The organism is Dermabacter sp. HFH0086 (genome assembly GCF_000413375.1).
Classification (GTDB): domain Bacteria; phylum Actinomycetota; class Actinomycetes; order Actinomycetales; family Dermabacteraceae; genus Dermabacter; species Dermabacter hominis.
The window spans coordinates 1,695,164-1,719,404 of sequence record NZ_KE340308.1 but is presented as its reverse complement, the minus strand read 5'-3'; the positions used below and the strand labels follow the sequence as shown (position 1 = coordinate 1,719,404).

Here is a 24,241-nt window from a genome sequence, read left to right as displayed (position 1 = left end):
AAGGAGCGCCCACGAAAAAGCCCCGGCGATCCACTGGGGACAACCGGGGCTTGTGGAGCCTAGAGCGCGACGGGGCCTAGAAGAACATCGCCTGCCATTCGGGCAGGAACACAAAGAAAGCCGCCACAATCACCACGGCGTACCACGCGAGAGAAAGCGCGATCCACGAACGCAGCACGGTGCGCACGAGCCCGCGCGCCTCGATAATGCCCTCCTCCACGAGGAAGGTCACGAAGGACCAAAACATGGGTGGCACAACCGCCCACACTAGGAGGCACCACGGGCACAGGGCGTGAATCGCAAAAAGGGCATTACTCGAGAGCCACAGAATGAAGGCGAACGCAAAGGCGAGCCCTCCGAACGTCGCCCACTGGAACCAGCGCGGAAGCGCAAGTCCCGAAAGGTGCAGTGCGCCGACGACACCCATGATCGAGAATCCCATGAACCCGAGGTACATGTTCGGAAAACCGAACGTCTGTGCCTGCCACGTTTGGATAAACGTCCCGCACGAGATGAACGGGTTGATATCGCAGGCCAGCGACGCATTCGCGTCCGCGAGAATCGCGAGCTTATCTTGCATAAGCGCGAATGACGCGACGATCCCGAGGACAGACCCGATGAGCAGCACGAGCCCAACGGTGCGCTGAGAAGCTCGAGGCTTCGCGTCTTGCTCAGCGCGAATCTGAGCATCAATGGCCGCAATATCCTTCTCGCCGTACGGAGAAGTCGTTAAATCTTCAGTCACGCGCCTTATCGTAATACGCTTTGAGCTTCGCGAAGCCTTCGTCCATACTTACGCGCGGCTTCCACTGCAAACGCTCACACGTACGTCGCTGATCAAACCAATGCGCTGTCGACAGCTGCTCCGCGAGGAACTCGGTCATGGGCGGCTCATCGTAGCCGGGCCGCAACTCCCACGCCTTCTCGATCACGCGACCCGCAACGCGTGCGAGCGGGCCAGGAACCGTGATTCGCGGGCGCGAGACACCGGCCGCATCGCACAACCCCACCACGAAGTCGCGAACCGTGCGCGGCTCGCCATTCGTAATCACAAAGCTCTCTCCGTGCACGTCCTCGATGCGATCGAGTGCCGCGACGAATGCCTCGGCGGCGTTATCAATGTAGGTGGTGTCAATGAGCGCCATGCCGCGGTCGAGAAGGGGCATCGTCCCCTTGCGGCCACGCTCGACGATGCGTTCCACGAGCTGGGTGTCACCGGGGCCCCACACGATATGCGGGCGCAAAGTCGTGACGAGAATGCCATCGTTGCCGTCTGCCTCCATCGCCACGAGCTCAGCGGCGGCCTTCGTGCGGGCGTAGGGTCCGCGGGCGCGCGTAGGCTCAGGGGCGGTCGCGTCGAGCCCGACGATAGCCTCGCCAAAGTGGGCGACGGACGGCGAGGACGTGTTGACGAGCTTCCCGCCGCCCTGGGCGCGAAGCGCATTCACCACGTTGCGAGTGCCCTCGATGTTGATGGCGCGGTATTCCTCCTCCGGACCCGAGATGGAAACCTTCGCCGCGAGATGAACGACCGCGTCGTTGCCGTCAACGGCACGGCGCACCTGGTCCGCCTCGGTCAGCGAGCCGCACACGTCGGTGATGCCTTCAATCCCCGCGGGGCGGCGCTGGAACGCACTCACCTCATGGCCCGCATCGCGAAGCCGCTTTGCGACCTCGCCGCCGAGCATGCCGCTCGCACCGGTCACGAGAACCTTCACAGCGCACTCCTTTCACCGGCCAGCTCGCGCGCGGCCCACGCCCCAAGGCGTGCGCGCTCGATCTTCGAGTTGTGGCGGATGTCGGTCGGAAGCGTCGTCGTTTCAAAAGCAGCCGTCACGGCAATACCCGTTGCCGCTTCAACGGCTTCGCGAATCGCGGCCTGGCGCTCGGGAGTCGCGGGCTTGGGCGTTTGGCCCTTACCCGGGCGGAACGTCGCCGGGTCTTCGTAGATCACCACGACCTGCTGCGTTCCCGCGGGGCCTACCCCGCATACACCCGCGCGACGCACGAAGTCGAGGCTCTCCGCCGCCTTCTCGATCTGCACGGGCGTCACGGGTCCCGCCGCAGTCGTGACCACGTGCGCAAGACGCCCCTCAACCCACAGGCGACCCTCGGCATCGAGCTGACCGACATCTCCCGTCGCGTGATAACCCTCGCAGCGCATCGACTCTCGCGTCGTATCCCACAGCATGAGGTAGCGGTCGCGAACGTGCGCGGCACGGACCATAATCTCGCCGACAACACCGGGCTTAGTGGTGACCGTGGAGGCTGCGCGGCCGTCGGACTGAAGCGGCGCGATTGCGAGCTCCACACGCGGGACGGGCGCACCCACGCACACGCCGCTTCCCTCACCAGCAGCTTCAATTCCCTCGAGGTCGATCGCCGCGACCGCGAGGCACTCGGTCATGCCGTAGGGCGAATACGAGTGTGCGTTCGGGAGCACATCGCGTAGCGCGCGAAGAAGCGGCGCGGGAATTGGTGCCCCCGCGCTAAAGAAGCTCGGCACTCGCGAAAGTGCCTCGCGCTGGCGCTCATCGAGCGCACCAGCCGTGTCGATAATGTTTTGGAGCGCAGCCGGAGCAGTGAAGACTGCCGGTGAACCGAGTTCATCGACGGCATCGGCGAGGGCGCTCGCGGTGAGCTCACCAGGGCGCGTCACGTCCATCTCGGGCACAATACTCGGCGCACCGAGGGCCGGTCCAAGCAGTGCGAACGGCGCGAACCCGGCAACGAGTCCGCGCTCCGGGCGAAGCTGAAGCGTGTCGCCAACGGCCGCGAACATCGCGCTCGCCTGCCGATGCGTGTACACGGCCCCCTTCGCGGGGCCGGTCGACCCCGATGTAAACAGCACGAGCGCATCCGCATCGGGATCGATGTCGGACCATTCATCGCCGCCACCAAGAGCGTGAATCTGCTCGCCCTCGCGCATGAGCTCATCGATCGATGTGCTTACACCAAACACAGCGCGATCGATCGTGGGCAGTGTGCGCACGGAAATACGTTCACCAGGCCAACCGAGCGCACGGGCTCCCGCAAGAGCCGTAGGGATCCCCACGACGTAGTCGATGTGGGCGCCCACAATTGCGCGCGTGAGGCCCTTGACCCCCAGGCCAGCATCGGCGACGACGGCAATCGCGCCGATCCGGAGGCACGCATACAGCACCGCCGTGAGGTCGGCGCCTGGCGTCACGAGAACGCTCACACGATCACCGGCCTTGATGCCATGCGCACGCATTCCACTCGCGAGCTGCGACACTCGCTTTTCAAGAAGACTCCACGTGATCGTGCGAGGGCCTTCGGCGAGCATCTCGACGACAGCGGGTTCATACGCCGTCGTCGGATCGTTTGCGCGCTCAGTAATGAGCGAGCCTAAACGTCTGTACTCGGGCTGTTCGGCAAAGCTCGAGACCGAGCGTTCGCGATGGTCGGCGCCGTTGATGAGTCGTTCCTCGAGCCAGCGCCGCACGAGCGGGGCGACGGGCGCGTCGTCCCACACGAGATGCGAGGCGCCTTCGAAACGATGCACATCGGCATGCGGAACACGTTCAAGAAGATCGCGAAGGTATCGGTCCGAAAAGACAACATCGCGCGGCCCCCACACCATGAGGGTGGCAACGTCCATGCCCTTGAGACCCTCCGCAAGGCGCTCAAGGGTCGCGCGCGAGGGGTGCTCCGCGCTCGCCGGAATATCGGCGACGAAGGTTTCGATGCCCCGACGGCGCGCTCTCGACCGATACGGCGCGTAGTAGCCCTCCCGCACCTCGCGCGGCAGCTGCGGCTTAGAGAGATTCACGGTCGTGCGAAGAAACGCATCCGTGCGCGACGTCGAGAACGGCAGAAAACCGGGGGCCGTTGCGAGTTGAAGTGAAGCCGGGAGCGACTCGCCAAGTTCCTGATGAATAGCGGTGTTCGTGAGCACCATGCCGATCACGTCGTGACGGTTGTCGAGGGCCCAGCCGATCGACACAATGCCGCCCCAATCGTGCCCCACCGTCACGACGTTGCCGGAAAGGCCGAGTGCATCCGTAAACAACGAAAGATCGGTAATGCGATCCTGCAAGCGTCGCTCACGTCCCGTGCGTTCCGAGTAGCCCATCTCGAGCTGGTCAACGGCAACGACACGCCAACCGGCTTCGAGCATCTCCTCGTTGAACAAGCTGCGATACAGAAAGGAGTAGGTGGGGTTGCCGTGCACGCACAGAAGCGTGCCGCGGGGCTCAATGCCTCGCTCGGCAAGTTGGCGGTCGTTATCGAGGTAGTGCCAGCGGCGCATATCACCGAACGAGTCCCGCACCTTGAGCGTGTGGTGCAGTTCAGGCTGAACGCCGGGAAGATCGGGAACGTCCTGCACGTCCTGGAAGGTCTTCGCGCTCACCACTGGACCTCCATCATCGCCGTGTTCAATCCCGAGCCCACACCGAGGAGCAAAAGCTCATCGCCCTTCGCAAAACGATCCTGGTTGAGGGCGAGAGTGAGCGGAACGGCCTCCGCGGCAATGTTGCCAAGTTCGGGGAACGTCACCGGAATGATCTCAGGGTCGATTCCCATAGCCTTCGCGAAGGCACGCGTGTACACCATCGACACCTGATGGGTGATGTACCACTGCTTATTCGAATAATTCCGACCGCTTTCTTCGGCCGCGCGCCACGTTTGCGTCACGAGCTCGAGACCGTTTTCGAGCAGACCAGCCGTATCGGTACGCATGTCGTCCATATTGCCGATGCACAGCTCGTGATGCTCGGTGCCCGCGCGCGTTTGCGTGTGCACGATCCGGTGGCCATCCGGGTGCTTATCGAAGCGTCCCACAACAGCCGCGGCAGCGCCCGAACCGAGCGTGAGCGACGCAAACTGGTTATTGAAATTCTGACGCGTCGAGTTCTTGTCGTTCAAGCGCGCAATGGTGCGCCGCTGCACTTCCTCGACATCCTCCGCGCCCACGATGAGTGCGTAGTCGATTTGACCGGCGTCGATGAGCCCGGCGGCGAGAGTCATCGCATTAACAAAGCCGAGGCACGCATTCGTGATGTCAAAATTCATGCACGAAGCGGGCATACCGAGCGCCGCGTGAATATGGGCACTCATCGCCGGCTCGAGGTGCTGACGCGAAACGGAAGCGTTGATCAGGATCCCGACGTCCTCGCGTGTGATGCCCGCGCTCGCCATCGCACGCTCAGCGGCGATCACGGCACCCTGTTTCCACCCGTTTTCCGGGTCCTTCCACCATCGCCGCTCGTACACACCGGCGACGCGCTGAAGTGTGCCCTTCGGCAACCGCAAGCGCTTGCGGGCCGGTGAAAGCATCTCGTCGATCGAGTCAGAAGTGACGGGAACCTGAGCTTCCACGGCGGAAACGGAGAGAATGGCGGCGTTTTTATGGTCAAACGCGGTGTTGGGAATCACTACTACTATTCGCTTTCGGTCTCGGTTCGCGCCTCTCAAAGCGCCCCATTATTGTCCACCGAAGCACTGGAGATTTGGTGAAAAAGTGACCAGTTCAAAGGGCTTTGGCGCTCAAACGTGACTGAGTTCTCGGCGCGCAACGACGAGCGAACGTTCGATAGGGGCGAGCTTCGCGTCGAAGTTCCGGCTCGTGCCCGTCGCGATCTCCACGATGACAGACCCGCCCCATCCACGACGCGCGAGCCTCTGCAGAATCTCGGCAACCGGCTGATCCCCCTCGCCCGGCACGAGGTGTTCATCGCGCAGCGTGTGGCCTGAACCGTCGGTGAGGTGGAGGTGGCTGAGCCGATCCCCGACACGTTCGATCATCGCGAGGGCATCATCACCCGCGGTTGACGCATGAGAGAGGTCGATCGTCAGGTGGGCGTAATCCTCATCGGTCGGGTCATGATCCGGGTAATACGGAAGGGCCTCGCGCACCCCGAGGCGCCACGGATACATATTCTCGACGGCAAGCGCGATCCCGTAGCGCTCTTCGAGCTCGGCAACGATCTCCACGAAGTTCTTGGCGTAACGCCCCTGCCATCGGAACGGCGGGTGGGCGACAACCGTCGGAACCCCAAGATCCACCGCGAGGCGCATCGTGTCCTCAAGCTTCTTTTTGGGGTCGAGACCACCTGCGAACTGCAAAAAGAAGAGAGTCGGTGCGTGAAGCGACAAAATCGGCAGGTCGTACACACGCGTGAGGGTCTCAAGGCGCATGGCGTCACGGGTAGCCGGATCGAGCGAACACATGACCTCGACGCCGTCATAGCCCGTTTCCCGTGCCGCCTTGAATGTGTCTTCGAGGCCGAGCGGGAACAGCGACGAAGTGGAAAGCCCAATGGGAATCGTGCGACCAGCGCAGGTTCTCGGGTGTGCGGCTTCGCTTGTTTCAGTTCGGCCCGCCCCATCATTGGAGTGAGAAGCGCTGGGTCCGACGCCTGCTCGGCTCCTCTCACGCCACGCTCTCGAGTTTTTTCTCGCCTGGTTCTTACGGGTGAAGACCTTTCGGCCGTTGCCACTTTTGTCGCTTGTCGTCACGCCTTCACGCTAGCAAGGCCAGGTGCACTAAGGTTGTGGAGGATATATTCACGCGCGCCGAAGGGATGCTCAGGAGGAACCGATGGCTAAGCTCCACTTCAAATACGGCGCGATGAACTCGGGAAAATCCGACACCCTTATCAAGACGGCCTACAACTACGAGGAACGCGGCCTCGGCACCATTACCGTCAAGCCCGCTGTCGATACGAAGGGCGAAGACTGGGTGCTCGCGCGCGGAGGCGCGAAGCGACGGGTCGATGTTCTCATTGAGTCCGGGCACGACCTTCGCGAAGAAATCAAAGCGTTCATCGCTGCTCGCCCTGAGCGAAACTTTCATGTCGTTCTCGTCGATGAGAGCCAATTCCTGGACCGCGATCAAATCGACCAGCTGTTCCTCGTCGCCAAGAACGACCAGATCTCCGTCATCTGCTACGGGCTTCGCACCGACTTTCTCGCCTGTCAATTTCCCGGCTCGTCGCGCCTGTTCGAGCTTGCCGACAACTTCGAGAAACTCCCCACGATGTGCCGCTGTGGGTCGCAAGCCGAGTTCAATTGTCGAAGCGTGAACGGCGCGTTCGTGTTCGAAGGCGACCAAGTAGCGATCGATGGCGCGGGCCGCGTGACCTACGAGTCGCTGTGTGGCACGTGCTACCTCGATGAGAAAGCTCAAGCGCTCGGCCCCGCTCTCTTCTAAACACCGATGTTTCCCGTTCCCAAGCCGTCAAGGAGTGACGCATGAAAATTCTGTCGATCCAATCTGCCGTGGCCTACGGCCACGCGGGCAACTCCGCGGCGGTGTTCCCGCTCCAGCGTCTCGGCCACGAAGTGTGGCCCGTAAATACAGTTCTCTTCTCCAATCACACTGGCCACCCCACATTCCGTGGCCCCGTGATCGACGCGAAGGACGTACACGAGGTCGTTCTCGGCATCGAAGAGCTCGGCATCCTCGGCGAAGCCGACGCTGTTCTCAGCGGTTATCAGGGCTCCGCTGCCGTCACTGACGTCATCCTCGATGCCGTTGAGCGCGTCAAGAAGCACAATCCACGCGCCGTGTATATCGCCGACCCAGTGATGGGCAATGCGGGCGAAGGTTTCTACGTGGATTCCGATATCCCGCCGCTCATGGCGAACAAGGTTGTTCCGGCCGCGGAGGTGCTGACTCCGAATCACTTCGAGCTGGGCGTGCTCACGGACACCGATGTGTCCACTCTCGAGGGCACCCTCACTGCTGTCGAACAACTGCGCGCCGAGGGCCCCGACACCGTTCTTGTCACGAGCGTACTCACCGATAAAACCACGCCCGGCACCCTCGAACTTCTCGTGGCCGATTCTTCCGGCGCTCACCTTATTTCGACACCGCGCCTGAAGCGCAAGGTTCACGGCAGCGGCGATGTGACGACGGCTCTTTTCACGGCACACTTGCTTGGCGGCGCCGGCCCCGTTGAGGCGCTCGAGAAAACTGCCGCGTCGGTGTTCGAGCTCATCGACCGCACCCTCAAAGTGAATGCACGTGAGCTCTTGATCGTCGAAAGCCAGGACGCGTTCGTCAATCCCGACACGAAATTCAAGGCCCACCCCCTCCCTCACTGAATTCCATAGGGGTTGTGGGGGTTTGAATCCACAGGGTTTAGGGGATATTGGATCCTAGGTCGTTTCGGCTTTGACTCTATAGGGTCCTGAAGCTTTGATTCCAGCGCACTTGCGCGACATACGCCGCGTCATGAGGGTGGAGAAAAACGGCGAGAGCATTTCCGAAACGGTGCCGCCTGATTTTTCCCGACCCTTGCCTTGCCCCACGGGAGGCTAATTTTTAGTTCTTCTTGCGCGGTTTCGTTAACGTTTTCTTCTCCGCGTCCGGGTTCAACGGCCCCAGCGTTTCCTTACCCCGCTGGGGAATACCGAGATACTCCGTTGGCTCTTCATCCCCCACAAGACGCGCCTGCCGAAGATCCGAATACATCCACTTCGGTTCAGACCTCACCTGCACAGTGCCATCAATCGGCTGCCACGCACCCCCACCAACCGAAAACTCCCCACTAAAAACCGTCACCAACGACACCTCATACCACCCCTCAAACGCATACCCAAATGAGCGCCACGCTCGTAGTCACTGGCTTTAGGCGCCGTGAACAGGGAGTGACGCGGACCTCTCTCGCAGTAGACATAACTATACTATCCATCAGGTACAGTTACGTTGTTCACGATTAGGGAGACGCGCATGTCCACGATGACGAAACGGCGACGCTGGTCGCTGCTGGTGACTGTCGGAGCGGGGCTCCTACTGATCACCCTCGACAACTCGATCCTGTACACGGCATTGCCGACACTGACCGAGGACCTTCAGGCATCAAGCACCCAGAGCCTGTGGATCATCAACGCCTACCCCCTGGTGATGGCGGGCCTGCTGCTCGGTAGCGGGACCCTCGGTGATCGCATCGGCCACACGCGGATGTTCGTCGTCGGCCTGGTGATCTTCGGGTTGGCGTCCCTGCTCGCAGCGTTGGCGCCGTCGCCCGAGGTGCTGATCGGTGCACGCGCTGTGCTCGCTGTCGGTGCGGCAGCGATGATGCCGGCAACCCTGGCACTGATCCGCACGTACTTCACGGTCGAGCGCGAGCGGAATTTTGCGATCGCGATCTGGGGCAGCCTGTCGGTCGTCGGGTCCGCTCTCGGTCCGATTCTCGGCGGCACGCTGCTCGAGTTCTTCTGGTGGGGCTCGGTGTTCCTGGTGAACGTGCCCGTAGTGGCGCTGGCGCTGGTTGCTACCTGGTTGATCCGCCCGGCCAATGACCTGGATCCTTCGAAGCGCTGGGATGCCGTGTCTTCGATACTGGTGATGATCGGGCTCGTCGGAACGGTGGTGGCCATCAAGGAGATCGGCCACGCGCCCCCGTCTGTCGCGACCATTGTTGTTGCGCTGCTCGTTGCTGCCATCGGGTTCTGGCTCTTCGTGCGCCGTCAGCGGCGCCTGGAGAATCCGCTGCTGGAGTTCTCCATCTTCCTCAACCCGGCGTTCAGTGCTGGCGTGCTCGCCGCGGCGTTCGCGATGTTCGCCATCGGTGGCATCCAGCTTGTCACCACGCAACGGTTCCAGCAGGTCGTCGGCTTCAGTCCGCTGGAGGCTGGGCTTTTGGTTGCCGTGATTGCCGTGGGCTCGTTGCCGACAGCGCTCCTGGGTGGTGCCTTCTTGCACCGTGTCGGGCTGCTCGCGCTGATCACCGGTGGTCTCGCCGTCGCCACCGGCGGCGTCGTGGTGACGGTAGTCGGGTTCCAATCATCCTTCGGCGTGCTGGTTCTCGGCCTTCTGGTGACGGGTGCCGGTCTCGGAGCTGCCATGTCGGTCGCCTCCACCGCCATCATCGGGAACGTGCCGGTGCGCCGTGCAGGCATGGCCGCTTCCCTCGAAGAGGTCTCCTACGAGTTCGGCAGCCTCATCGCCGTGTCCGTGCTCGGAAGCCTGCTCACGGCCATCTATACCGCCAGTGTTGTCCTCCCCAACGGTGCACCGGCGGCGGCTGGTGACGGTATCGCCGAGGCACTGGAGGCGGCGCAGGGAGACGCCGCCATCATTCAGGCGGCCTCCACGGCCTTCGACTCCGCGTGCCTCGTCGTGATGCTAGTCGTTGCCGGCGTCCTGGCAGCGGCCGCTGTCATCACGGGAGTGCTGCTGCGTCGGTACCTGCCTGGCACGCAGTCACAGCTGCACTCCGAGCACTGACCACGAAAGGACCGCTCATGCGGACCAGCAAACGAGACTCCATCCTCCAAGCCGCCCTCCACGTTGTCGAAACCGACGGCGTCACGGCCGTCACGTACGAATCGGTGGCCGCCGCCTCCGGACTCACCAAAGGTGGGCTGCTCTACCACTTCCCCTCGAAGGACGCCCTGGTGCTCGCGCTGCACGAGCATCTTGCCGAGCGCTGGGACCACGAGATGATCAACGTCCTGGGCAAGGACCCAGACGAGGCAACGCAGGACGAGCGCGTCACCGCCTACGCCCGCGTGAGCGCTCGCAGCGCCACTGGCCCCGAGCTGCTGCTCATGCTCGAGGCGAGCACCGACAGCGAGCTCAACAAGCCGTGGAGAAGGGTCATCTCCCGATGGATACCCGACCCTGCCGAGATTGACCCGACTGACCCTCGGGCGCTGCAGAAGATGGTCGTGTACCTTGCCGCCGACGGACTCTGGCTTAGCGAATCCGTCGGAGCCGCCCCCCTTCCGCCCGAACTGCGCGCCGCGCTGGCAGAGCACCTCGCCCACTCCGTTGCGGACGCAGCCGGAACCTCGAGCAACGCGGCGAACCGATGAGCGCATCCATCTCGTAGATCTGAACCGATCCAGGTTCGCTGCCGCTGCCTTTCGCCTTCTCAAGAGGCTGCTCGTTCGCGGCCTCGTCGAGTCAGTGCCATACAGGGGCACCCCAGCGGGACAGTTACGGCGCAGTAGTTTGCTGTTGCCAATAGGCTCGGTCTCGCCATTTTTGCGACACATCTGTCGCACTGGGTATACCCCATCGACACATCCTTACTCGGAAACGGCCTACCGGGAAACAAAGTCGTCAACACCGTCCCATCACCAAAATCCCAGATATATTTCACCGGCGTCGCCCGCACACTCACAGCCCGACCAAGCATCTCCACCTCAAAAGTCTGCACCCGAGACTCCGCCCACACCACCATGTCCAACCCAATCGGAATCCACTCTCCCGGCGGCCCCAAATGCGCCACAAGCGGCTCCACACCAAGCGACCGAAAATCCTCCTGCGACACCACCGGCATCACAGAACCACCGCCACCCGAGCTCGAAGACGGCGACGAACACCCCGACACACGCTCCGTCCCCAAAATCGGCGCCCCCGTCGATACCTCTACCTCATGTCCCACCACAACTGACGCCCCCGGAAACGCTACCGGACACGCTGCCCGCGCAGTGCGACAAAACGACGTCACAGCAAGCAACCGAAACACATCAGGCCCACCACTACGACAACCCAAATCCCGATCACTCGCCGACACCCACACCCGCCGCGGGCCATCCGTCACCGCATCACGCTTGCCCGAAGGTTTATCCGGCGCCCGCCCATTTGACCCGCCATTAATGGGGCCTCCAGGTTTTCTACCCTCGATTGTCAAAGATCCAGTTTCAGCGACTCCATCAAAATCAATATCTGAGTTCTCTTCACCTAAGACCGGTGCCGACCAACTTGAAATGGCGATTGCCGCACCAATCAACAAGCCGAAAATTTTACCGCGAGACATCGTCCGCCCCTTTCCAAACACCCTCTTGGATCTTCCAAGATCCGTTCAGGTAACGGAGGCGAAATGCTGATGCTTTTCTTTCACTTTTAACCGTTTCACTACTTAGGCCCGGCTCTGTCACCACCACATCGTTGACGGTGTATCAATATTCCACTTGAGTGAAGTCGTCGTTAGTCTCAACGACCCAAATATCATCTTCAGAGATCTCGGCGGGCGAAATATGTTTAGACTTCTTCCGCCACCGATCTATGCCGTCAATAACACGTTGGCAATTTTCGCACTGACGGGAATCAACCACGTTCCCTAGCGGTTCCGTATCGCCCGTGGCATACCCGTAATACATCCATCAACAAAGTACCTAGCTGTCTCCTGGGCGCCCTGATCGGTTTCGTACTTTATGCCCGTGTAGTCCTTGAAATCAGGAGCCTCAAGCGCCGCGTTTTCCGGCGGAAGATTCGGCGTGCGGCCGGACGCTTCACCACCGCCATCACTGCCACCACCCGAATCGGAACCGCCATCATCACTGCTCAGAGGAGAACTGGATGACTGCGCGGCAGGCGTCGGACCACCCGCAGACTCACCACCACAGCCCACGAACCCAGCCGCCACCACAACCGCGACACTCAACGCACCAAGAACCTGTGCCCGCCCGCTCCGCATACACTCCCCCATCCAGCTCGACGCGGCCCCACTCCCCCGAGCGAGGCCCATGTCACATAGCCAACCAGAACGCTAAAGGCTGCGCAACGGGTGTTTGGAAATTGTGGAAGCTCTTCATAGGCGAAGAGAGTTTGGCGAGCCGGCATCCGCTCGACTTAGCGGCGCCTCGCCTCGGCCAGGCGCGTCAATGACGACTGGGCGGCTGCGCAGCATGGAAACGGGGGCCTGGGCGGGCCACATGCACCGCGCCAAACCCCCGCAACCCCTATGCAATTCGAGGAGGGGAACTAGGGGAGGATTCCGCCCTCAGCTCCGAGGGTCACGTCACCTTCAATCCGGACGCCCTCATTGAACGTCCAATCCCCCTCAACGGTGAGCGAAGACGCGTCTTTAAGGCTCGGCGCACCACCCGGGAAACGCTTCTCGAAGTCACCCACGAGCTTGTAGGGGCTGTCGGCGAGCTTGACGAGCGGGGCCTTCTCGATGACCTTCTCAAGAGCGTAATCCTCGGTGAGCTCGTAGACATCGGAGCGCACGAGCAGCAGGTCGCTCGTTGTTTTCACGGGCAGGAAGCGCGAGCGGTCAACGACAATCGCGGTGGCTCCCTCGAACACCTCGATGGCCGCTCCCATCGCCGATTCAATCTGGTAGACGGGAGTGCTCGACTTATCGGAAGGATCAACAGTCTTTTCGTTGCGGATGAGTGGCAGGCCCATGACGCCCTCACGCTCGGTGAGGATCTCCTTGAGCTTCACGAGATCAAACCACAGGTTGTTCGTGTGGAAGAACGGGTGGCGGTGCTCGTCGGTGAAGTAGTCCATCTGCTCCGCCGGGGTTTGGGCGGTGTCGCGCAGGATAAGGCGAGAGTCGGACTTACGGATAGCGAGGTGGCCTCCCTTGCGGTCCGCTGCTGTGCGGCGGCACAATTCAGCAGCGTAAGGGGCGCCGGAAGCGGCAAACCAGCCGGCAATCTCGGGCGAGGGAACGGTGCCGAGGTTGTCTGAATTCGAAATTGAAGCGTAGCGGAACCCCTGTTCGAGCAGGGCATCAAGCACGCCCGAGGTGAGAAGGGCCGTGTAAATATCGCCGTGGCCCGGCGGGCACCATTCCAGCTCCGGGTTCTCGGGGAATTCGACGGGCGTGAGATCGTCGCGGCGAAGCTTCGGTTCCTTATTCTGAAGGAAGTCGAGCGGCAAATCCCCCACCTGAAGGTCGGGATATTTAGCGAGCACCTCGAGAGTGTCCTCGCGCGTGCGGAACGAGTTCATAAACAGCAGCGGGAGGCGGGCGCCAGTCTTCTTTCGAGCGGCGAGCACCTGTTCGACGATGATCTCGAGGAAGCTCTTGCTATCGCGAACAGGGAGGAGCGACTTCGCGCGATCCATGCCCATCGAGGTGCCAAGCCCACCATTGAGGTTGATGACAACGAGCTTCGAGAAAGCATCCTTCGCAACCTCGGGATCAACCTCGACATCGGCGAGTCGATCCACCTCGGTCAGTGGCGAGATCGTCTCTTCCGGGATCGAACCGGTCACGCCCTGCTCGAGCTGGTGGTAAAAGTCGCTGAAGACGTTAATGGCAGCTTCCGCCACGCCCGCCTCGCGCATTTTCTGCTGAGCGAGGGTGAGTCCGGTGGCATTCGTGTCGTTGTCGTAACTCATGCCCCCAGGATAAGGCGCTTCCCTCATAAAAAGTCGTAGAATTGGAGCCCTATGAGTACTGTGCTTTCTGCTGTTGCCTGGCCCTATGCAAATGGACCCCGCCACATCGGCCACGTTGCCGGATTCGGTGTCCCTTCCGATGTGTTCTCGCGCTACATGCGAATGGCCGGGCACGACGTGCTCATGGTCTCGGGAACCGACGAACACGGCACGCCAATTCTCGTGGCCGCTGATCAGGAGGGCATCACGGCGCGGGAACTCGCGGACCGCAACAACCGCGTGATCGTCGAGGACCTCGTCAATTTGGGTCTTTCCTACGACCTTTTTACTCGCACGACCTCGGGCAACCACTACGCGATCGTGCAGGAAATGTTCACGACTGTGCGGGACAACGGCTACATGATTGAGCAGGTCACCCGCGGCGCAATTTCCCCCTCGACCGGCCGCACTCTCCCCGACCGCTACATCGAGGGCACGTGCCCTCTGTGTAAAACGCCGGGTGCTCGCGGCGATCAGTGCGATGCGTGCGGCAACCAGCTCGACCCGACCGATCTCATCGACCCGGTCTCCCGTATCAATGGCGAAACCCCGAAGTTCATCGAAACAACGCACTATTTCCTAGACCTTCCCGCACTCGCCGACGCACTCGGAGCGTGGCTTGACGAGCGCGAGGCGACGGGGCTGTGGCGCCCGAACGTCATCCGCTTTAGCCAGAACATCCTCAAGGACATCAAGCCGCGCGCGATGACCCGCGATATCGACTGGGGCATTCCAGTTCCGGGGTGGGAGGATCAGCCCACGAAGCGCCTGTACGTGTGGTTCGATGCGGTGATTGGCTATCTTTCGGCGTCAATTGAGTGGGCACGCCGCTCGGGTGACCCCGAGGCCTGGCGCAAGTGGTGGAACGATCCGGAGGCTCTTTCCTACTACTTCATGGGCAAGGACAACATCGTCTTCCACTCACAGATCTGGCCGGCCGAGTTGATCGCCCACAACGGGGGCGGCAGCAAGGGCGGTGAGCCCGGCAGGCTTGGCACGCTTAATCTTCCGACGGAGGTTGTGAGCTCGGAGTTCCTCACGATGGAGGGGAAGAAATTCTCGAGTTCCAAGGGCGTCGTTATTTATGTGCGCGATGTTCTCGAACGCTACCAGGCCGATGCACTGCGCTACTTCATTTCCGCGGCGGGCCCTGAGAACCAGGATGCCGACTTCACGTGGAGCGAGTTCGTGTCACGCACGAATAACGAGCTCGTTGCCGGATGGGGCAATCTTGTGAACCGAACGGCCGCGATGATCGCGAAAAACGTCGGTGAGATTCCCGCCGCCGGTGAATTCACGGATGCCGATAACGCCCTTCTCGCGAAGGTCACCGAGGGCTTTGACACCGTCGGAAACCTCATTCGTACCCACCGCCAGCGTGCCGCGATTAGCGAGATTATGCACCTCGTGGGTGAGGCAAACGCTTATGTCTCGGCGACCGAGCCGTTCAAGCTCAAAGCGGAGGAGGAACGGCCCCGCCTGCTCACGATCCTTCACGTGCTCGCGCAGGTCGTCACCGACCTCAACACCATGCTTGCGCCGTTCTTGCCGTTCTCTGCGAACGAGGTGGAGAAGGTGCTGGGCGGCACTCTTGAGGTTGCGCCGATGCCGCGCATCGAAGAGGTCGACGATCTCGACGCCGACGGCTCATACCCGATTATTACGGGCGACTACACGAACGTTCCTGCGTGGGGCCATCGCCCGGTCACGGTCGGGGCGCCTGTCGCGAAACCGAAGCCGATCTTCCGCAAGCTCGATCCGAGCATCATCGAAGAGGAACTCGAGCGCCTCGGTGTCGATAAACAGTAGGTTCGGGAGCTGGGCGTGAGCACATCTGTTCTTCTCGCGACTGCTTTCGCTCTCGCTCTGTGCCTCACTTTGACGCTCGCGCTCCGGCGTGCGTGGAGCATTCCCAAGTGGGCGGATCCTGCCGTGGCCCTCGTGCGGGCACTTTTGCAGCTTGCGATCCTCGCAAGCGTCCTTAGCCTCGCGATCACGAACGTTGCGTACGTCTTTCTCGCGCTGCTCGTCATGCTCGGCTTTGGCATCTGGACCTCGTCGAGGCGACTTGGCGGTGATGCACGCACCGTTGTGCTCGTCGCGATCTCGATGAGCACGGCTGTAGCGGTGTCTGTTCTTACCGTCTTCCTCACGGGGGCACTGTCCTTCACGGGACAAAACCTCCTTGCCTTCGGCGGCATTATTACGGGTAATGCCATGAGCGTCGTGACCCTCTCAGGCCGTAGGCTCAGCCAGGACGTCGCGCAGCATTGGGGTGAGATCGAGGGGTGGCTCGGTCTCGGTGCAACGAATCGCCGGGCGGTGCGCGATATCGCGTCCAAGGCCATGAGCGAAGCCCTCATCCCGAATGTGGATCAAACCCGTGTCACGGGAATTGTGACCATGCCAGGGGCGTTCGTGGGGGCCGTGTTCGCGGGTGCTTCCCCGCTTGAAGCTGGCCGGTTCCAGCTGCTCGTGCTCGCGGGCATCATGGCAACCGGCACGATCGCGGCAGCACTCATAATGTGGGGATCCGATCCCGTTGCCGCCGGCCGGCCGGGGCGCGCCGATAATATCAAGGAAGCGCACGTCGGGTAGGGTTTTTGGCATGACGTTATCGACCGCCCCCGCATTGATAGGTATCGCCCACGGAAGCCGCAACCCCGATGCCGCAGCCGTGACCGAGTCCCTCGTTTTCGCTGCGGGAGCCCGCCTCGGCGTCGAGGCTCACGCTGCCTATCTAGAGGATTTTGCCTCGCCTTCAATTACCGAGGTTGCGAAAATGCTCGCTGAACACGGGTATTCCTCCGCTGTCGCGGTGCCGCTTCTATTCACCGAGGCCTATCACGCGACTGAGGACGCACCGAGCGAGCTGCGCGAGGCGAAAGCCGCCCACGGGATCGAACTCGTGCAGGCCGAGGTGCTCGGCACGGGCGCAGAGATGGTGGACGTCCTCGCAACTCGGCTCGACCAGGGCGAGGGTGAGAATCCACGCGGCGAGATCATCCTCCTCGCGGTTGGCTCGTCGCGCCCGGGTGCAAACGAAGCGGTTCAAGCGCTCGGCGATGACCTCGCCGCATCCACGAGACGGAGCGTCCACGTACGTTTTGCCACGTGCGAGCCGCGCCTCAACGATCGCCTCGAAAACGCCAAAGGCCCAGGAACTGTGCTGCCACTATTTGCCGCCCCCGGCTTGCTGCTCGATAGGGCGCGCGAGCGCGCCCGGGACGCGGGCTGGGTGGTCCTCGATCATCTCGGCGACGCCCTCGCTCCGATCGTGGCTGCGCGCTACGAAAGCGCGCTTTCTCGACTCAGCGCTCGCGAGACCTGAGCTTCTCTCCCATGAGCTTGACCATTGCGCCGAGCCTTTCGCGCTCGGGGTAAAGCGGGCGCAGCCCCTCGTCCTCAAGCGGCTCGGCGGTCACGTGTCCGACGGCAACCGGGCACACATCGCTGTCGAGAGCTTCGAGAAGCTGTGTGCGAGCCCCCATCTCCTCCGCGACTTGGAAGAGCGCGACTACGGCTGGCGCCGCGGTGAACGTCACCGCATCGACCTCTCGTGCGATGATCGCGTTCACGAGAGTGTGGACCGGTGCGAGGTCCTCGGCGAGTTCCCACCGATACGGTGCCACAACGTAGAGTTCACGGTCGCCGAGCGGCGCGAGAGCCTTGTCTGGGACGTATCCGTGGCGCTGAAGCCCCACTGGCCCATCGGCGATACCGAGTTCGAGCGCGAGCTCGACCATCGACGTGCTCGTTTCCTTCTCGCTGCTCGGAGCGTCGGGAAGCCCCCACTTGCGAACGGTGCCACGGCCTTTAGATCCGCGGCAAATGATCTGTGTCGTGGAGAGGTAGTCGAGGACCTGCTGCTTGAGAGGATCCTCAAGGATGTCGAGCCATGAATTGATGCCCTGCCCGGTCGTCACGAAGAACGTCGGCGGGGCTGCCTCAAGAAGAGCATGGGTTTCTTCGATCAGTGCCGTGTCGTCTTCGACTGGAACGATGCGCATCGTGGGAGCGTGGAATGCTTCGGCTCCGGCGCGCTCGAGAGCAGCGATTTGGTCGTCGGCACGTCGTGTAGCGGTCACGGCCACGCGCAGACCGGCAAGAGGACGCTCAGTTGGTTCGGCTGCGGCGGTCGGGTTAGGGATGCTCATGGGAACTCCTCTTATTCGGTAGCGGCGAGCGGGGTTGTTTCGGCGAGTTCTGCCGAGGTTTCCCGGACGTTGACGACGTCACCGATCACGATTATCGCCGGGTTCGTCACGTTGCGCGAACGGGCATCCTCGATCGCAGCGCCGAGCGTTGTAAACGTATGGCGCTCGTGGGCGGTGTAACCCTGCTCTAAGAGCGCGACGCCAGTGGACTCCGGCAGACCAGCCGCTCGCAAGCCCGCAACGGTTGAGGGGAAGGTTGCCACTCCCATGAGAATCACGATCGTCCCGCCAAGCGCGACGAGGGCCGAAAGCTCGGCATTGTTAAACGGCTGGTGGCCCGAGATGATCGTGACCGCGCGCGTTACATTGCGATAGGTTGCCGAGACGCCCGCATGGGCGGGAACGCTGAGCGCACTCGTGATTCCAGGGACGATGTCGACGCGGATGCCGTGAGCGGCGAGAAACCGCCATTCTTCTCCCCCGCGCCCAAAAATGAACACATCGCCACCCTTGAGCCGCACCACCCTCGCCCCTTCGCGCGCAAAGGCGAGCATTGTGTCGTTTATGCGCTCTTGCGACATTTTGTGGCGTCCCGGGGCCTTACCAACGTCGAGAACGAGTGCGCCAGGCGCGAGATCCATGACATTGAGCGCCACGCCCAGACGATCGAGAAGAATGACGTCGGCGCGCAGGGTCGCCTTGAGCGCGGCTACGGTCAGGAGGTCCGGCTCCCCCGGCCCTCCACCCACGAGGGTGACAGCGCCGGGCGTGTGGGCGCGATTGTCCGACGGTTCCTGGTCTTCGGAAAGCGTCACTTTCTCGGCGTGAGGCGGGCAAGCGTCGGAACGAATCTGCCCACGTGGCTCGCTCGCCCACTGAAGCACGAGCGCCTCGTGCCCGAGTTCCCGCGCCTGTTGATCGAAACTGCACGCGCGCTCGTGCTGGGCCGCATCACCGAGGTAAACAATGGCGCCTTCGCGGGCAAGCGCCTGCGCAGCACGCCAACCGGCGGGACCGCGGTGATCCGTCAGATCAACGACGCGGCCCCGCCACTGGTGTGCAACAGAGAGGTCAGAAGCCTTCACGAAGCTACTGGCGTTCGAGGACCTGCTCGGCGGGAACCTCTTGGCCGTGCGCATCGCGGAAGGAGATCACTGGACCGGAGATGAGCACCTGTTCGCGCTCCTCGAGCGTGGCCGGGCGGTTCTGATCGCGCATCGGCACGCGCGCGAATAGCGGATCTGGCGTGTCGGGGGCGTTGATGAAGGACCGGAAGCGCGAAAGCTTCTGGGGATCCTTCACGGCCTCGACCCATTCGTCCTTGTGGTTGTCCACGAACTTCTGCATCTCGTGCTCCCACTGCTCGCCCATGCCGAGTGAATCCTCAAGCACGGCTTCCTTAACGTGGTCGATGCCCCGAGCCTCAACCCATGAGGCAGTGCGCTGAAGCTTGTCGGCATCCGAGATGTAGTACATGAGGAAACGGTCGACGTACTTTACGAGCTCTTCGTCACTCAAATCGTGCGCAAACTCGTCGGCGTGGCGCGGCGTGAAGCCACCGTTGCCGCCAACGTAAAGGTTCCAACCCTTATCTGTCGCGATCACGCCGATGTCCTTGCCGCGCGCCTCCGCACATTCGCGCGCGCAGCCCGACACACCGAGCTTGAACTTGTGCGGCGAACGCAGGCCCTTGTAGCGGTTCTCGAGGAGCACGGCCATGCCAACCGAGTCCTGCTGGCCGAAGCGGCACCAATCCGTACCCACGCAGCTCTTGACCGCGCGAAGGCTCTTGCCATAGGCCTGGCCCGATTCAAACCCGGCCTCCACGAGGCGCGTCCAGATATTCGGAAGCTGCTCAAGGCGGGCACCGAACAGACCGATGCGCTGCGCGCCTGTGATCTTCGTGTACAGGTTGAAGTCTCGTGCAACCTCAGCGAGGACAACGAGAGCTTCGGGGTTCACCTCACCGCCAGGCATGCGCGGGATCACCGAGTAGGTGCCGTCCTTCTGCATGTTCGCGATGAAGCGGTCGTTCGTGTCCTGAAGCTCCTGGAGCCCTTTGCCGAGGATGTAATCATCGCGGAGCGACGCGAGGATCGACGCGACGACGGGCTTACACACGTCACAGCCATTGCCCTTGCCGTAGCGGCCAATGACTTCGGGGAAGCTCTTGAGGTCGTGTTCCTTAACGATCTGGAAGAGCTCGGCGCGAGGCATCGAGAAGTGCTCGCAGAGGCCGCGCGACATGGCAATGCCGGACTTCGCGAGCTCGTTTCCAAGGATCTTGGTCAAAAGCGGCACACACGAGCCACATTGAGTTCCGGCCGTCGTTGCGGCCTTGATCGACGGAATGTCGTGGCACGCTTCGGCGAAGTCACCCTCACCGTTAATCGCTGCCTTGATGGTGCCCGCGGAAATGTTGTTGCACGAGCAGACGATGACGTCGTCGGGCATGTCGCCGGAATCGGGAACTTCGCCGCCGCCGGCTGCAAGATACGCCGCCGGATCTCCCGGAAGTTCACGACCGATGTAGGCGCGAAGCGTCGAGTAGTTAGAAGCGTCGCCCACGAGGATGCCGCCGCGGAGGACGGCCGCGTCAGGACTCATGACGAGGCGCTGATAAATGCCGCGGGTGGGATCGGCGTAGACCACGTCGAGCGAGTCTTTCTCGGCGCCCTTCGCATCGCCGAAGCTCGCGACATCGATGCCAGAAAGCTTGAGCTTGGTCGAGCCGTCAATTTCGCCGAAGAGCTTCTCGCCACCAAGGAGCTGATCGGCGACGACCTCGGCCATCGTATTGGCGGGGGCAACGAGACCGATCGTGCGGCCTTCCATCGCGGCGCATTCACCAATCGCCCACACGTGTTCGACCGAGGTGCGGCAATCCTGACCGACCATGATGCCGCCGCGCGGGCCCATCTCGAAGCCGTTGACCTTACCGAGTTCGTCGCGAGGGCGGATGCCAACAGCGAGGCACACGAGATCGGCGTCAAGCTCGGTCCCATCGGAAAGTTTGACGCCACGAACGTTTGAGGCAGCAGCGTTAATGGCCTCTTCGTCCGCGGTATTGCCCTTGCGGTACTCAATGCGCGGTAGAACTTGCTCGAGACTCACACCCGTATGGAGCACAATGCCGCGCTGCTCGATAAGGCGGTTGAGGAGGTTGCCACCGCCTTCGTCAAGCTGAGCCGGCATGAGCCATCCGGCGAGCTCAACGAGGTGAACTTCGTAGCCCTCGCTCGCGAGGCCACCGGCGGCTTCGAGGCCGAGGAGACCGCCGCCGAGAACAATGGCCTTACCCGTGCGCTTTTCATCGTCCTTGAGCGCCTCAACCGTCGCGCTCATGCCGTCGACGTCGTCAACGGTGCGGTATACGAACACGCCCTTCGTGTCCCAGCCATTGATGGGAGGCGTAAAAGCGTTAGATCCGGTCGCCAGTACTAGCTCGTCGTAACCGTACACAGTGCCGGAGGAGGTGCGCACGAGCTTCGATTCGGTATCGATCGAGTTCACGCGATCGCCGAGGCGCAGGTCAATGTGCGGGTCTTCCCACAGCGAGCGATCGCCAAGTGTCAGGTCGTAGCTCTTATCCCAACGCTTCGCGAGATTGACGCGATCGTAAGGCTCAACCTTCTCTTCCGAGATGACTGTGATCTTGTAGGCGCCTGCTTTATCGCGCGCCTGCATCGTTTCCGCGAAGCGTTGGGCGGCAGGTCCGCCACCAACGACAACGACGTGCTTGACGAGAGTTTCCTCGCCAGCGGTTTCAGAGTTGGGGGCAACGTCGGCAGTGCTCACGGCAGCTCCTACATCAAGGCTAGGGGTGTAGACGTGGTCTCACCCTACACAAAATCTGCCGTCGTTTTCGAGTACAGTGGAGTTGCAAGAACGAGGGATTTTTGCGTCACCCCACAGGAGTCCCGCATGGGACTTTGGTCCGCGAAGTCGCAGGCCAGATACCGTACTGGCCGCATTCCCCCGTCATCGACATTGCCCGCCACTTGAGCCGACAAGCGAGGACACCCATGAGCAACTGGCAGAGCATCTGCAAGGAGAACGACATCAACCAGGATCTGCCTGAAGCGGCACTTTTCGGCACCGAGCAGGTTGCCGTAGTGAAGGCCTGGGACGGCAAGATTTACGTCGTCTCAAACGTGGATCCGCGTACCCAGCAGGGCGTCATGTCACGCGGGATCGTGGGCGATCGCGAGGTAGACGGCATTCATCGCGCTACCCTCGCAAGCCCAATTTACAAGGAGGTGTACGACCTCGAAACCGGCAAGTGCTACGCGAGCGATGACTACACCCTTCCCGTTTACGCCTCGCGCGTGACCGACGGTGTCATCGAGGTCGATCTCGATTCAAAAACTCCTGCCTGAGCTCAGTCTTCTTTATCGCGCCACGGCGCAAGTGCGGTGACCGTCGGAATCAAAAACACCTGAGCTTCCTCGGCGAGGCGATGTGACGAGATGCGTGTCCACGATTCCTATCGCCTCCATCAGTGCAAAACAGGTTGTCGGTCCCACGAAAGAGAACCCTCGTGCTTTGAGATCCTTTGACATCTGCGTCGAAGTCTCATCGCGCGAGGGTATTTCTTCTTGCGTCCGAGGAGCGTAGGTCCTTTCGGGAACGTACCTCCACAGGAGCGTGGCGAGGTCAGTACCTTCTTCGCGCAAGGCCTGTGCGGCGCGAGCATTGCCAATGGTCGCCTCAATTTTCCGACGGTTACGGATGATCCGCCGGTCCCCCATGAGGCGCTCGACGTCGCTCTCCCCCATCGCTGCGACCCGGTCCACCTCGAAGGAGTGAAAAACCTCGCGGAAAGCCTCGCGTCGTGCAAGTATCGTTGACCACGAGAGCCCGCATTGGAAGACCTCGAGACTCACACGCTCAAAAACGCCGGTCTCATCAGTCACAGGGACACCCCATTCCGTGAGGTAGTAGTGCTCCATAAGCTCGCTTGTGCGTGCCCAGCTTGGCAGCGTGGTGAGAGTGCTGTTCATGTTTCGAGACTAGCGACTGTTCTTCGCAGCATGTTCTCGGCAGTGCAAGTACTTGGAAAACACCAAGGTGTGGAGCACGAGCCGTAGCAAGACCGCCCTCAGTCGGGGTCGATGCGACCGATCGCTTCGCGCTTTTCTGCCTGGAATCGATCTTCCACTCGGCCGAGCGCCCAATACGCCGAGATCGAAATGTCTTCGCGCGCAATGCCTCTTTCGCGCACGAGACGGGCACGCAACTGCTTCGTGAGGCCGCGTTCGGCGTGACAAAAGACATGGACGCCACGCTTGTCGATGATGTCGTGTGGAATATCGAGCGTTTCGACAGCCACGAGCAGCCCCTCGCGCGCTCCAACAACCCATTGGAGCGAAAAGCCCTCCGGGTGAGAAAGAGGGAGGATATCGGCTTCGTCTTCGATGTGAATGACGGCGTGGCCCCGCGCGCTCGACGGCATTGCTTCTAGTGCGGCGGCGATCGCCGGAACTGTTGCGTGGTCTCCAATGAGCACGTGGAGATCAGCGTCCAGTTGCGGAGAGTAGCTCCCACCTGCACCCAACAGCGCGATTCGGTCACCTTCTTGCGCACGTGCAGCCCAGTCGGATGCAAGGCCGTGCTGACCCGGAGCGTTGTGCACGACAACGTCAATCCAAAGCCTCTCGTTCGCATCATCCCAGCGGCGGACCGTATACGTGCGGCGTGCGGGCAAGAGTTCGGGGGCTTCGTCTCGGAGCCGCTCCATATCGAAAGGTGCTGCAAGACCGCTTCCGGGCTGCGGCAAAAGGAGCTTGACGTAAGCATCCGTACACGAATTGCGATTGAGCTTTACGTAGTCAGAGCCGCCAAGGCAGAGCCTCACGAGATTCTTACTCAACTGCGTCTTGTCCTGAACGGTGAGCACCGCCTGCTGGCGCTTAGGTTTGCTACGGGGAGGGAGCGCGGAGCTTTCCGATGTCATGCGCAGCACTATACCGACAGCTCCCCA

At 61.8% G+C, this 24,241-nt stretch carries 21 protein-coding genes; 8 read left to right on the top strand and 13 right to left on the bottom strand.

Translation table 11 applies throughout. From position 1 onward, the window contains the following. Positions 1 to 76: 76 nt before the first annotated feature. The 5 genes from HMPREF1484_RS07535 to HMPREF1484_RS07515 all read right to left on the bottom strand — a co-directional run bounded on the left by HMPREF1484_RS07535 (position 77) and on the right by HMPREF1484_RS07515 (position 6,483). Positions 77 to 745 (bottom strand): vitamin K epoxide reductase family protein, encoded by a 669-nt coding sequence (locus tag HMPREF1484_RS07535; RefSeq protein ID WP_016664440.1) that lies wholly within the window; start codon positions 743 to 745, stop codon positions 77 to 79. Next, positions 738 to 1,718, bottom strand: coding sequence for an NAD(P)-dependent oxidoreductase (locus HMPREF1484_RS07530; RefSeq protein ID WP_016664439.1), 981 nt, complete (start codon positions 1,716 to 1,718; stop codon positions 738 to 740). Before HMPREF1484_RS07530 ends, HMPREF1484_RS07535 begins: the two co-directional genes overlap by 8 nt. Further along, entirely contained in the window at positions 1,715 to 4,378 is a 2,664-nt protein-coding gene (locus HMPREF1484_RS07525; RefSeq protein ID WP_016664438.1) for an alpha/beta fold hydrolase, read from the bottom strand. The genes HMPREF1484_RS07530 and HMPREF1484_RS07525 overlap by 4 nt, the downstream gene beginning before the upstream one ends. After that, positions 4,372 to 5,397: a 3-oxoacyl-ACP synthase III gene (locus HMPREF1484_RS07520; protein ID WP_040386946.1), complete on the bottom strand. Its 1,026-nt coding sequence runs from the start codon at positions 5,395 to 5,397 to the stop codon at positions 4,372 to 4,374. Before HMPREF1484_RS07520 ends, HMPREF1484_RS07525 begins: the two co-directional genes overlap by 7 nt. 114 nt (positions 5,398 to 5,511) lie before the next feature. After that, positions 5,512 to 6,483 carry a sugar phosphate isomerase/epimerase gene (locus tag HMPREF1484_RS07515; RefSeq protein WP_016664436.1) on the bottom strand — a complete coding sequence of 324 codons (972 nt, stop codon included), beginning with the start codon at positions 6,481 to 6,483 and terminating at the stop codon, positions 5,512 to 5,514. Positions 6,484 to 6,565: 82 nt separating this feature from the next. Here HMPREF1484_RS07515 and HMPREF1484_RS07510 point away from each other — a divergent pair, with 82 nt between their 5' ends. Together HMPREF1484_RS07510 and pdxY are read left to right on the top strand one after the other, a co-directional pair. Next, positions 6,566 to 7,177 (top strand): thymidine kinase, encoded by a 612-nt coding sequence (locus tag HMPREF1484_RS07510; RefSeq protein ID WP_016664435.1) that lies wholly within the window; start codon positions 6,566 to 6,568, stop codon positions 7,175 to 7,177. Positions 7,178 to 7,218: 41 nt separating this feature from the next. Beyond that, the gene (gene pdxY / locus HMPREF1484_RS07505; RefSeq protein WP_016664434.1) at positions 7,219 to 8,073 is read left to right on the top strand and encodes a pyridoxal kinase PdxY; all 855 of its coding nucleotides are present in this window, start codon (positions 7,219 to 7,221) and stop codon (positions 8,071 to 8,073) included. A gap of 220 nt (positions 8,074 to 8,293) precedes the next feature. Here the strand turns inward: pdxY and HMPREF1484_RS07500 are convergent, their stop codons facing one another. After that, positions 8,294 to 8,533 (bottom strand): hypothetical protein, encoded by a 240-nt coding sequence (locus HMPREF1484_RS07500; RefSeq protein ID WP_016664433.1) that lies wholly within the window; start codon positions 8,531 to 8,533, stop codon positions 8,294 to 8,296. A gap of 168 nt (positions 8,534 to 8,701) precedes the next feature. Here HMPREF1484_RS07500 and HMPREF1484_RS07495 point away from each other — a divergent pair, with 168 nt between their 5' ends. Both HMPREF1484_RS07495 and HMPREF1484_RS07490 read left to right on the top strand, forming a co-directional pair. Further along, positions 8,702 to 10,201 (top strand): MFS transporter, encoded by a 1,500-nt coding sequence (locus tag HMPREF1484_RS07495; RefSeq protein ID WP_016664432.1) that lies wholly within the window; start codon positions 8,702 to 8,704, stop codon positions 10,199 to 10,201. 17 nt (positions 10,202 to 10,218) lie between these two features. Beyond that, on the top strand, positions 10,219 to 10,791 hold the full coding sequence (locus HMPREF1484_RS07490) for a TetR/AcrR family transcriptional regulator (protein ID WP_016664431.1): 573 nt from the start codon (positions 10,219 to 10,221) through the stop codon (positions 10,789 to 10,791). Between the two features lie 1,092 nt (positions 10,792 to 11,883). Here the strand turns inward: HMPREF1484_RS07490 and HMPREF1484_RS11995 are convergent. Next, positions 11,884 to 12,084 (bottom strand): DUF6318 family protein, encoded by a 201-nt coding sequence (locus HMPREF1484_RS11995; protein WP_369707159.1) that lies wholly within the window; start codon positions 12,082 to 12,084, stop codon positions 11,884 to 11,886. A gap of 604 nt (positions 12,085 to 12,688) precedes the next feature. After that, a complete protein-coding gene (locus HMPREF1484_RS07485) occupies positions 12,689 to 14,062 on the bottom strand; it encodes a UTP--glucose-1-phosphate uridylyltransferase (RefSeq protein WP_016664428.1) in 1,374 nt (457 codons plus the stop codon). A gap of 51 nt (positions 14,063 to 14,113) precedes the next feature. Here HMPREF1484_RS07485 and metG point away from each other — a divergent pair, with 51 nt between their 5' ends. The 3 genes from metG to HMPREF1484_RS07470 are packed head-to-tail and all read left to right on the top strand — an operon-like array spanning position 14,114 to position 17,432. Next, positions 14,114 to 15,910 carry a methionine--tRNA ligase gene (metG, locus tag HMPREF1484_RS07480; protein ID WP_016664427.1) on the top strand — a complete coding sequence of 599 codons (1,797 nt, stop codon included), beginning with the start codon at positions 14,114 to 14,116 and terminating at the stop codon, positions 15,908 to 15,910. A gap of 15 nt (positions 15,911 to 15,925) precedes the next feature. Next, positions 15,926 to 16,699 (top strand): ABC transporter permease, encoded by a 774-nt coding sequence (locus HMPREF1484_RS07475; protein ID WP_016664426.1) that lies wholly within the window; start codon positions 15,926 to 15,928, stop codon positions 16,697 to 16,699. 10 nt (positions 16,700 to 16,709) lie between these two features. After that, positions 16,710 to 17,432: a sirohydrochlorin chelatase gene (locus tag HMPREF1484_RS07470; RefSeq protein ID WP_016664425.1), complete on the top strand. Its 723-nt coding sequence runs from the start codon at positions 16,710 to 16,712 to the stop codon at positions 17,430 to 17,432. Here the strand turns inward: HMPREF1484_RS07470 and HMPREF1484_RS07465 are convergent. The 3 genes from HMPREF1484_RS07465 to nirB are packed head-to-tail and all read right to left on the bottom strand — an operon-like array spanning position 17,413 to position 22,056. Beyond that, on the bottom strand, positions 17,413 to 18,258 hold the full coding sequence (locus HMPREF1484_RS07465) for a uroporphyrinogen-III synthase (protein ID WP_016664424.1): 846 nt from the start codon (positions 18,256 to 18,258) through the stop codon (positions 17,413 to 17,415). The genes HMPREF1484_RS07470 and HMPREF1484_RS07465 overlap by 20 nt on opposite strands. An 11-nt stretch (positions 18,259 to 18,269) precedes the next feature. Further along, positions 18,270 to 19,343: a uroporphyrinogen-III C-methyltransferase gene (gene cobA, locus HMPREF1484_RS07460; RefSeq protein WP_051120647.1), complete on the bottom strand. Its 1,074-nt coding sequence runs from the start codon at positions 19,341 to 19,343 to the stop codon at positions 18,270 to 18,272. Positions 19,344 to 19,347: 4 nt separating this feature from the next. Continuing rightward, complete coding sequence (nirB, locus tag HMPREF1484_RS07455) at positions 19,348 to 22,056, bottom strand: nitrite reductase large subunit NirB (protein WP_016664422.1); 2,709 nt, start codon at positions 22,054 to 22,056, stop codon at positions 19,348 to 19,350. A gap of 227 nt (positions 22,057 to 22,283) precedes the next feature. Between nirB and nirD the strand changes: the two genes are divergently transcribed. Then, positions 22,284 to 22,637, top strand: a complete 354-nt coding sequence (nirD, locus tag HMPREF1484_RS07450; RefSeq protein WP_016664421.1) for a nitrite reductase small subunit NirD — start codon at positions 22,284 to 22,286, stop codon at positions 22,635 to 22,637. A gap of 12 nt (positions 22,638 to 22,649) precedes the next feature. Here nirD and HMPREF1484_RS07445 read toward each other — a convergent pair whose 3' ends face one another. Then, the gene (locus HMPREF1484_RS07445) at positions 22,650 to 23,261 is read right to left on the bottom strand and encodes a DNA-3-methyladenine glycosylase I (protein WP_016664420.1); all 612 of its coding nucleotides are present in this window, start codon (positions 23,259 to 23,261) and stop codon (positions 22,650 to 22,652) included. A 98-nt stretch (positions 23,262 to 23,359) separates the two neighbouring features. Then, positions 23,360 to 24,214, bottom strand: coding sequence for a siderophore-interacting protein (locus HMPREF1484_RS07440; protein WP_034374807.1), 855 nt, complete (start codon positions 24,212 to 24,214; stop codon positions 23,360 to 23,362). Positions 24,215 to 24,241 lie beyond the last annotated feature (27 nt).

Bases quoted from the DNA above. Each gene is read 5' to 3' on its own strand.
- HMPREF1484_RS07490 (WP_016664431.1), top strand. From the start codon at position 10,219: ATGCGGACCAGCAAACGAGACTCCATCCTCCAAGCCGCCCTCCACGTT.
- pdxY (WP_016664434.1), top strand. From the start codon at position 7,219: ATGAAAATTCTGTCGATCCAATCTGCCGTGGCCTACGGCCACGCGGGC.
- HMPREF1484_RS07510 (WP_016664435.1), top strand. From the start codon at position 6,566: ATGGCTAAGCTCCACTTCAAATACGGCGCGATGAACTCGGGAAAATCC.
- HMPREF1484_RS07470 (WP_016664425.1), top strand. From the start codon at position 16,710: ATGACGTTATCGACCGCCCCCGCATTGATAGGTATCGCCCACGGAAGC.
- metG (WP_016664427.1), top strand. From the start codon at position 14,114: ATGAGTACTGTGCTTTCTGCTGTTGCCTGGCCCTATGCAAATGGACCC.
- HMPREF1484_RS07495 (WP_016664432.1), top strand. From the start codon at position 8,702: ATGTCCACGATGACGAAACGGCGACGCTGGTCGCTGCTGGTGACTGTC.
- HMPREF1484_RS07465 (WP_016664424.1), bottom strand. From the start codon at position 18,258: ATGAGCATCCCTAACCCGACCGCCGCAGCCGAACCAACTGAGCGTCCT.
- nirD (WP_016664421.1), top strand. From the start codon at position 22,284: ATGAGCAACTGGCAGAGCATCTGCAAGGAGAACGACATCAACCAGGAT.
- HMPREF1484_RS11995 (WP_369707159.1), bottom strand. From the start codon at position 12,084: ATGTATTACGGGTATGCCACGGGCGATACGGAACCGCTAGGGAACGTG.
- HMPREF1484_RS07445 (WP_016664420.1), bottom strand. From the start codon at position 23,261: ATGAACAGCACTCTCACCACGCTGCCAAGCTGGGCACGCACAAGCGAG.
- HMPREF1484_RS07440 (WP_034374807.1), bottom strand. From the start codon at position 24,214: ATGACATCGGAAAGCTCCGCGCTCCCTCCCCGTAGCAAACCTAAGCGC.
- HMPREF1484_RS07485 (WP_016664428.1), bottom strand. From the start codon at position 14,062: ATGAGTTACGACAACGACACGAATGCCACCGGACTCACCCTCGCTCAG.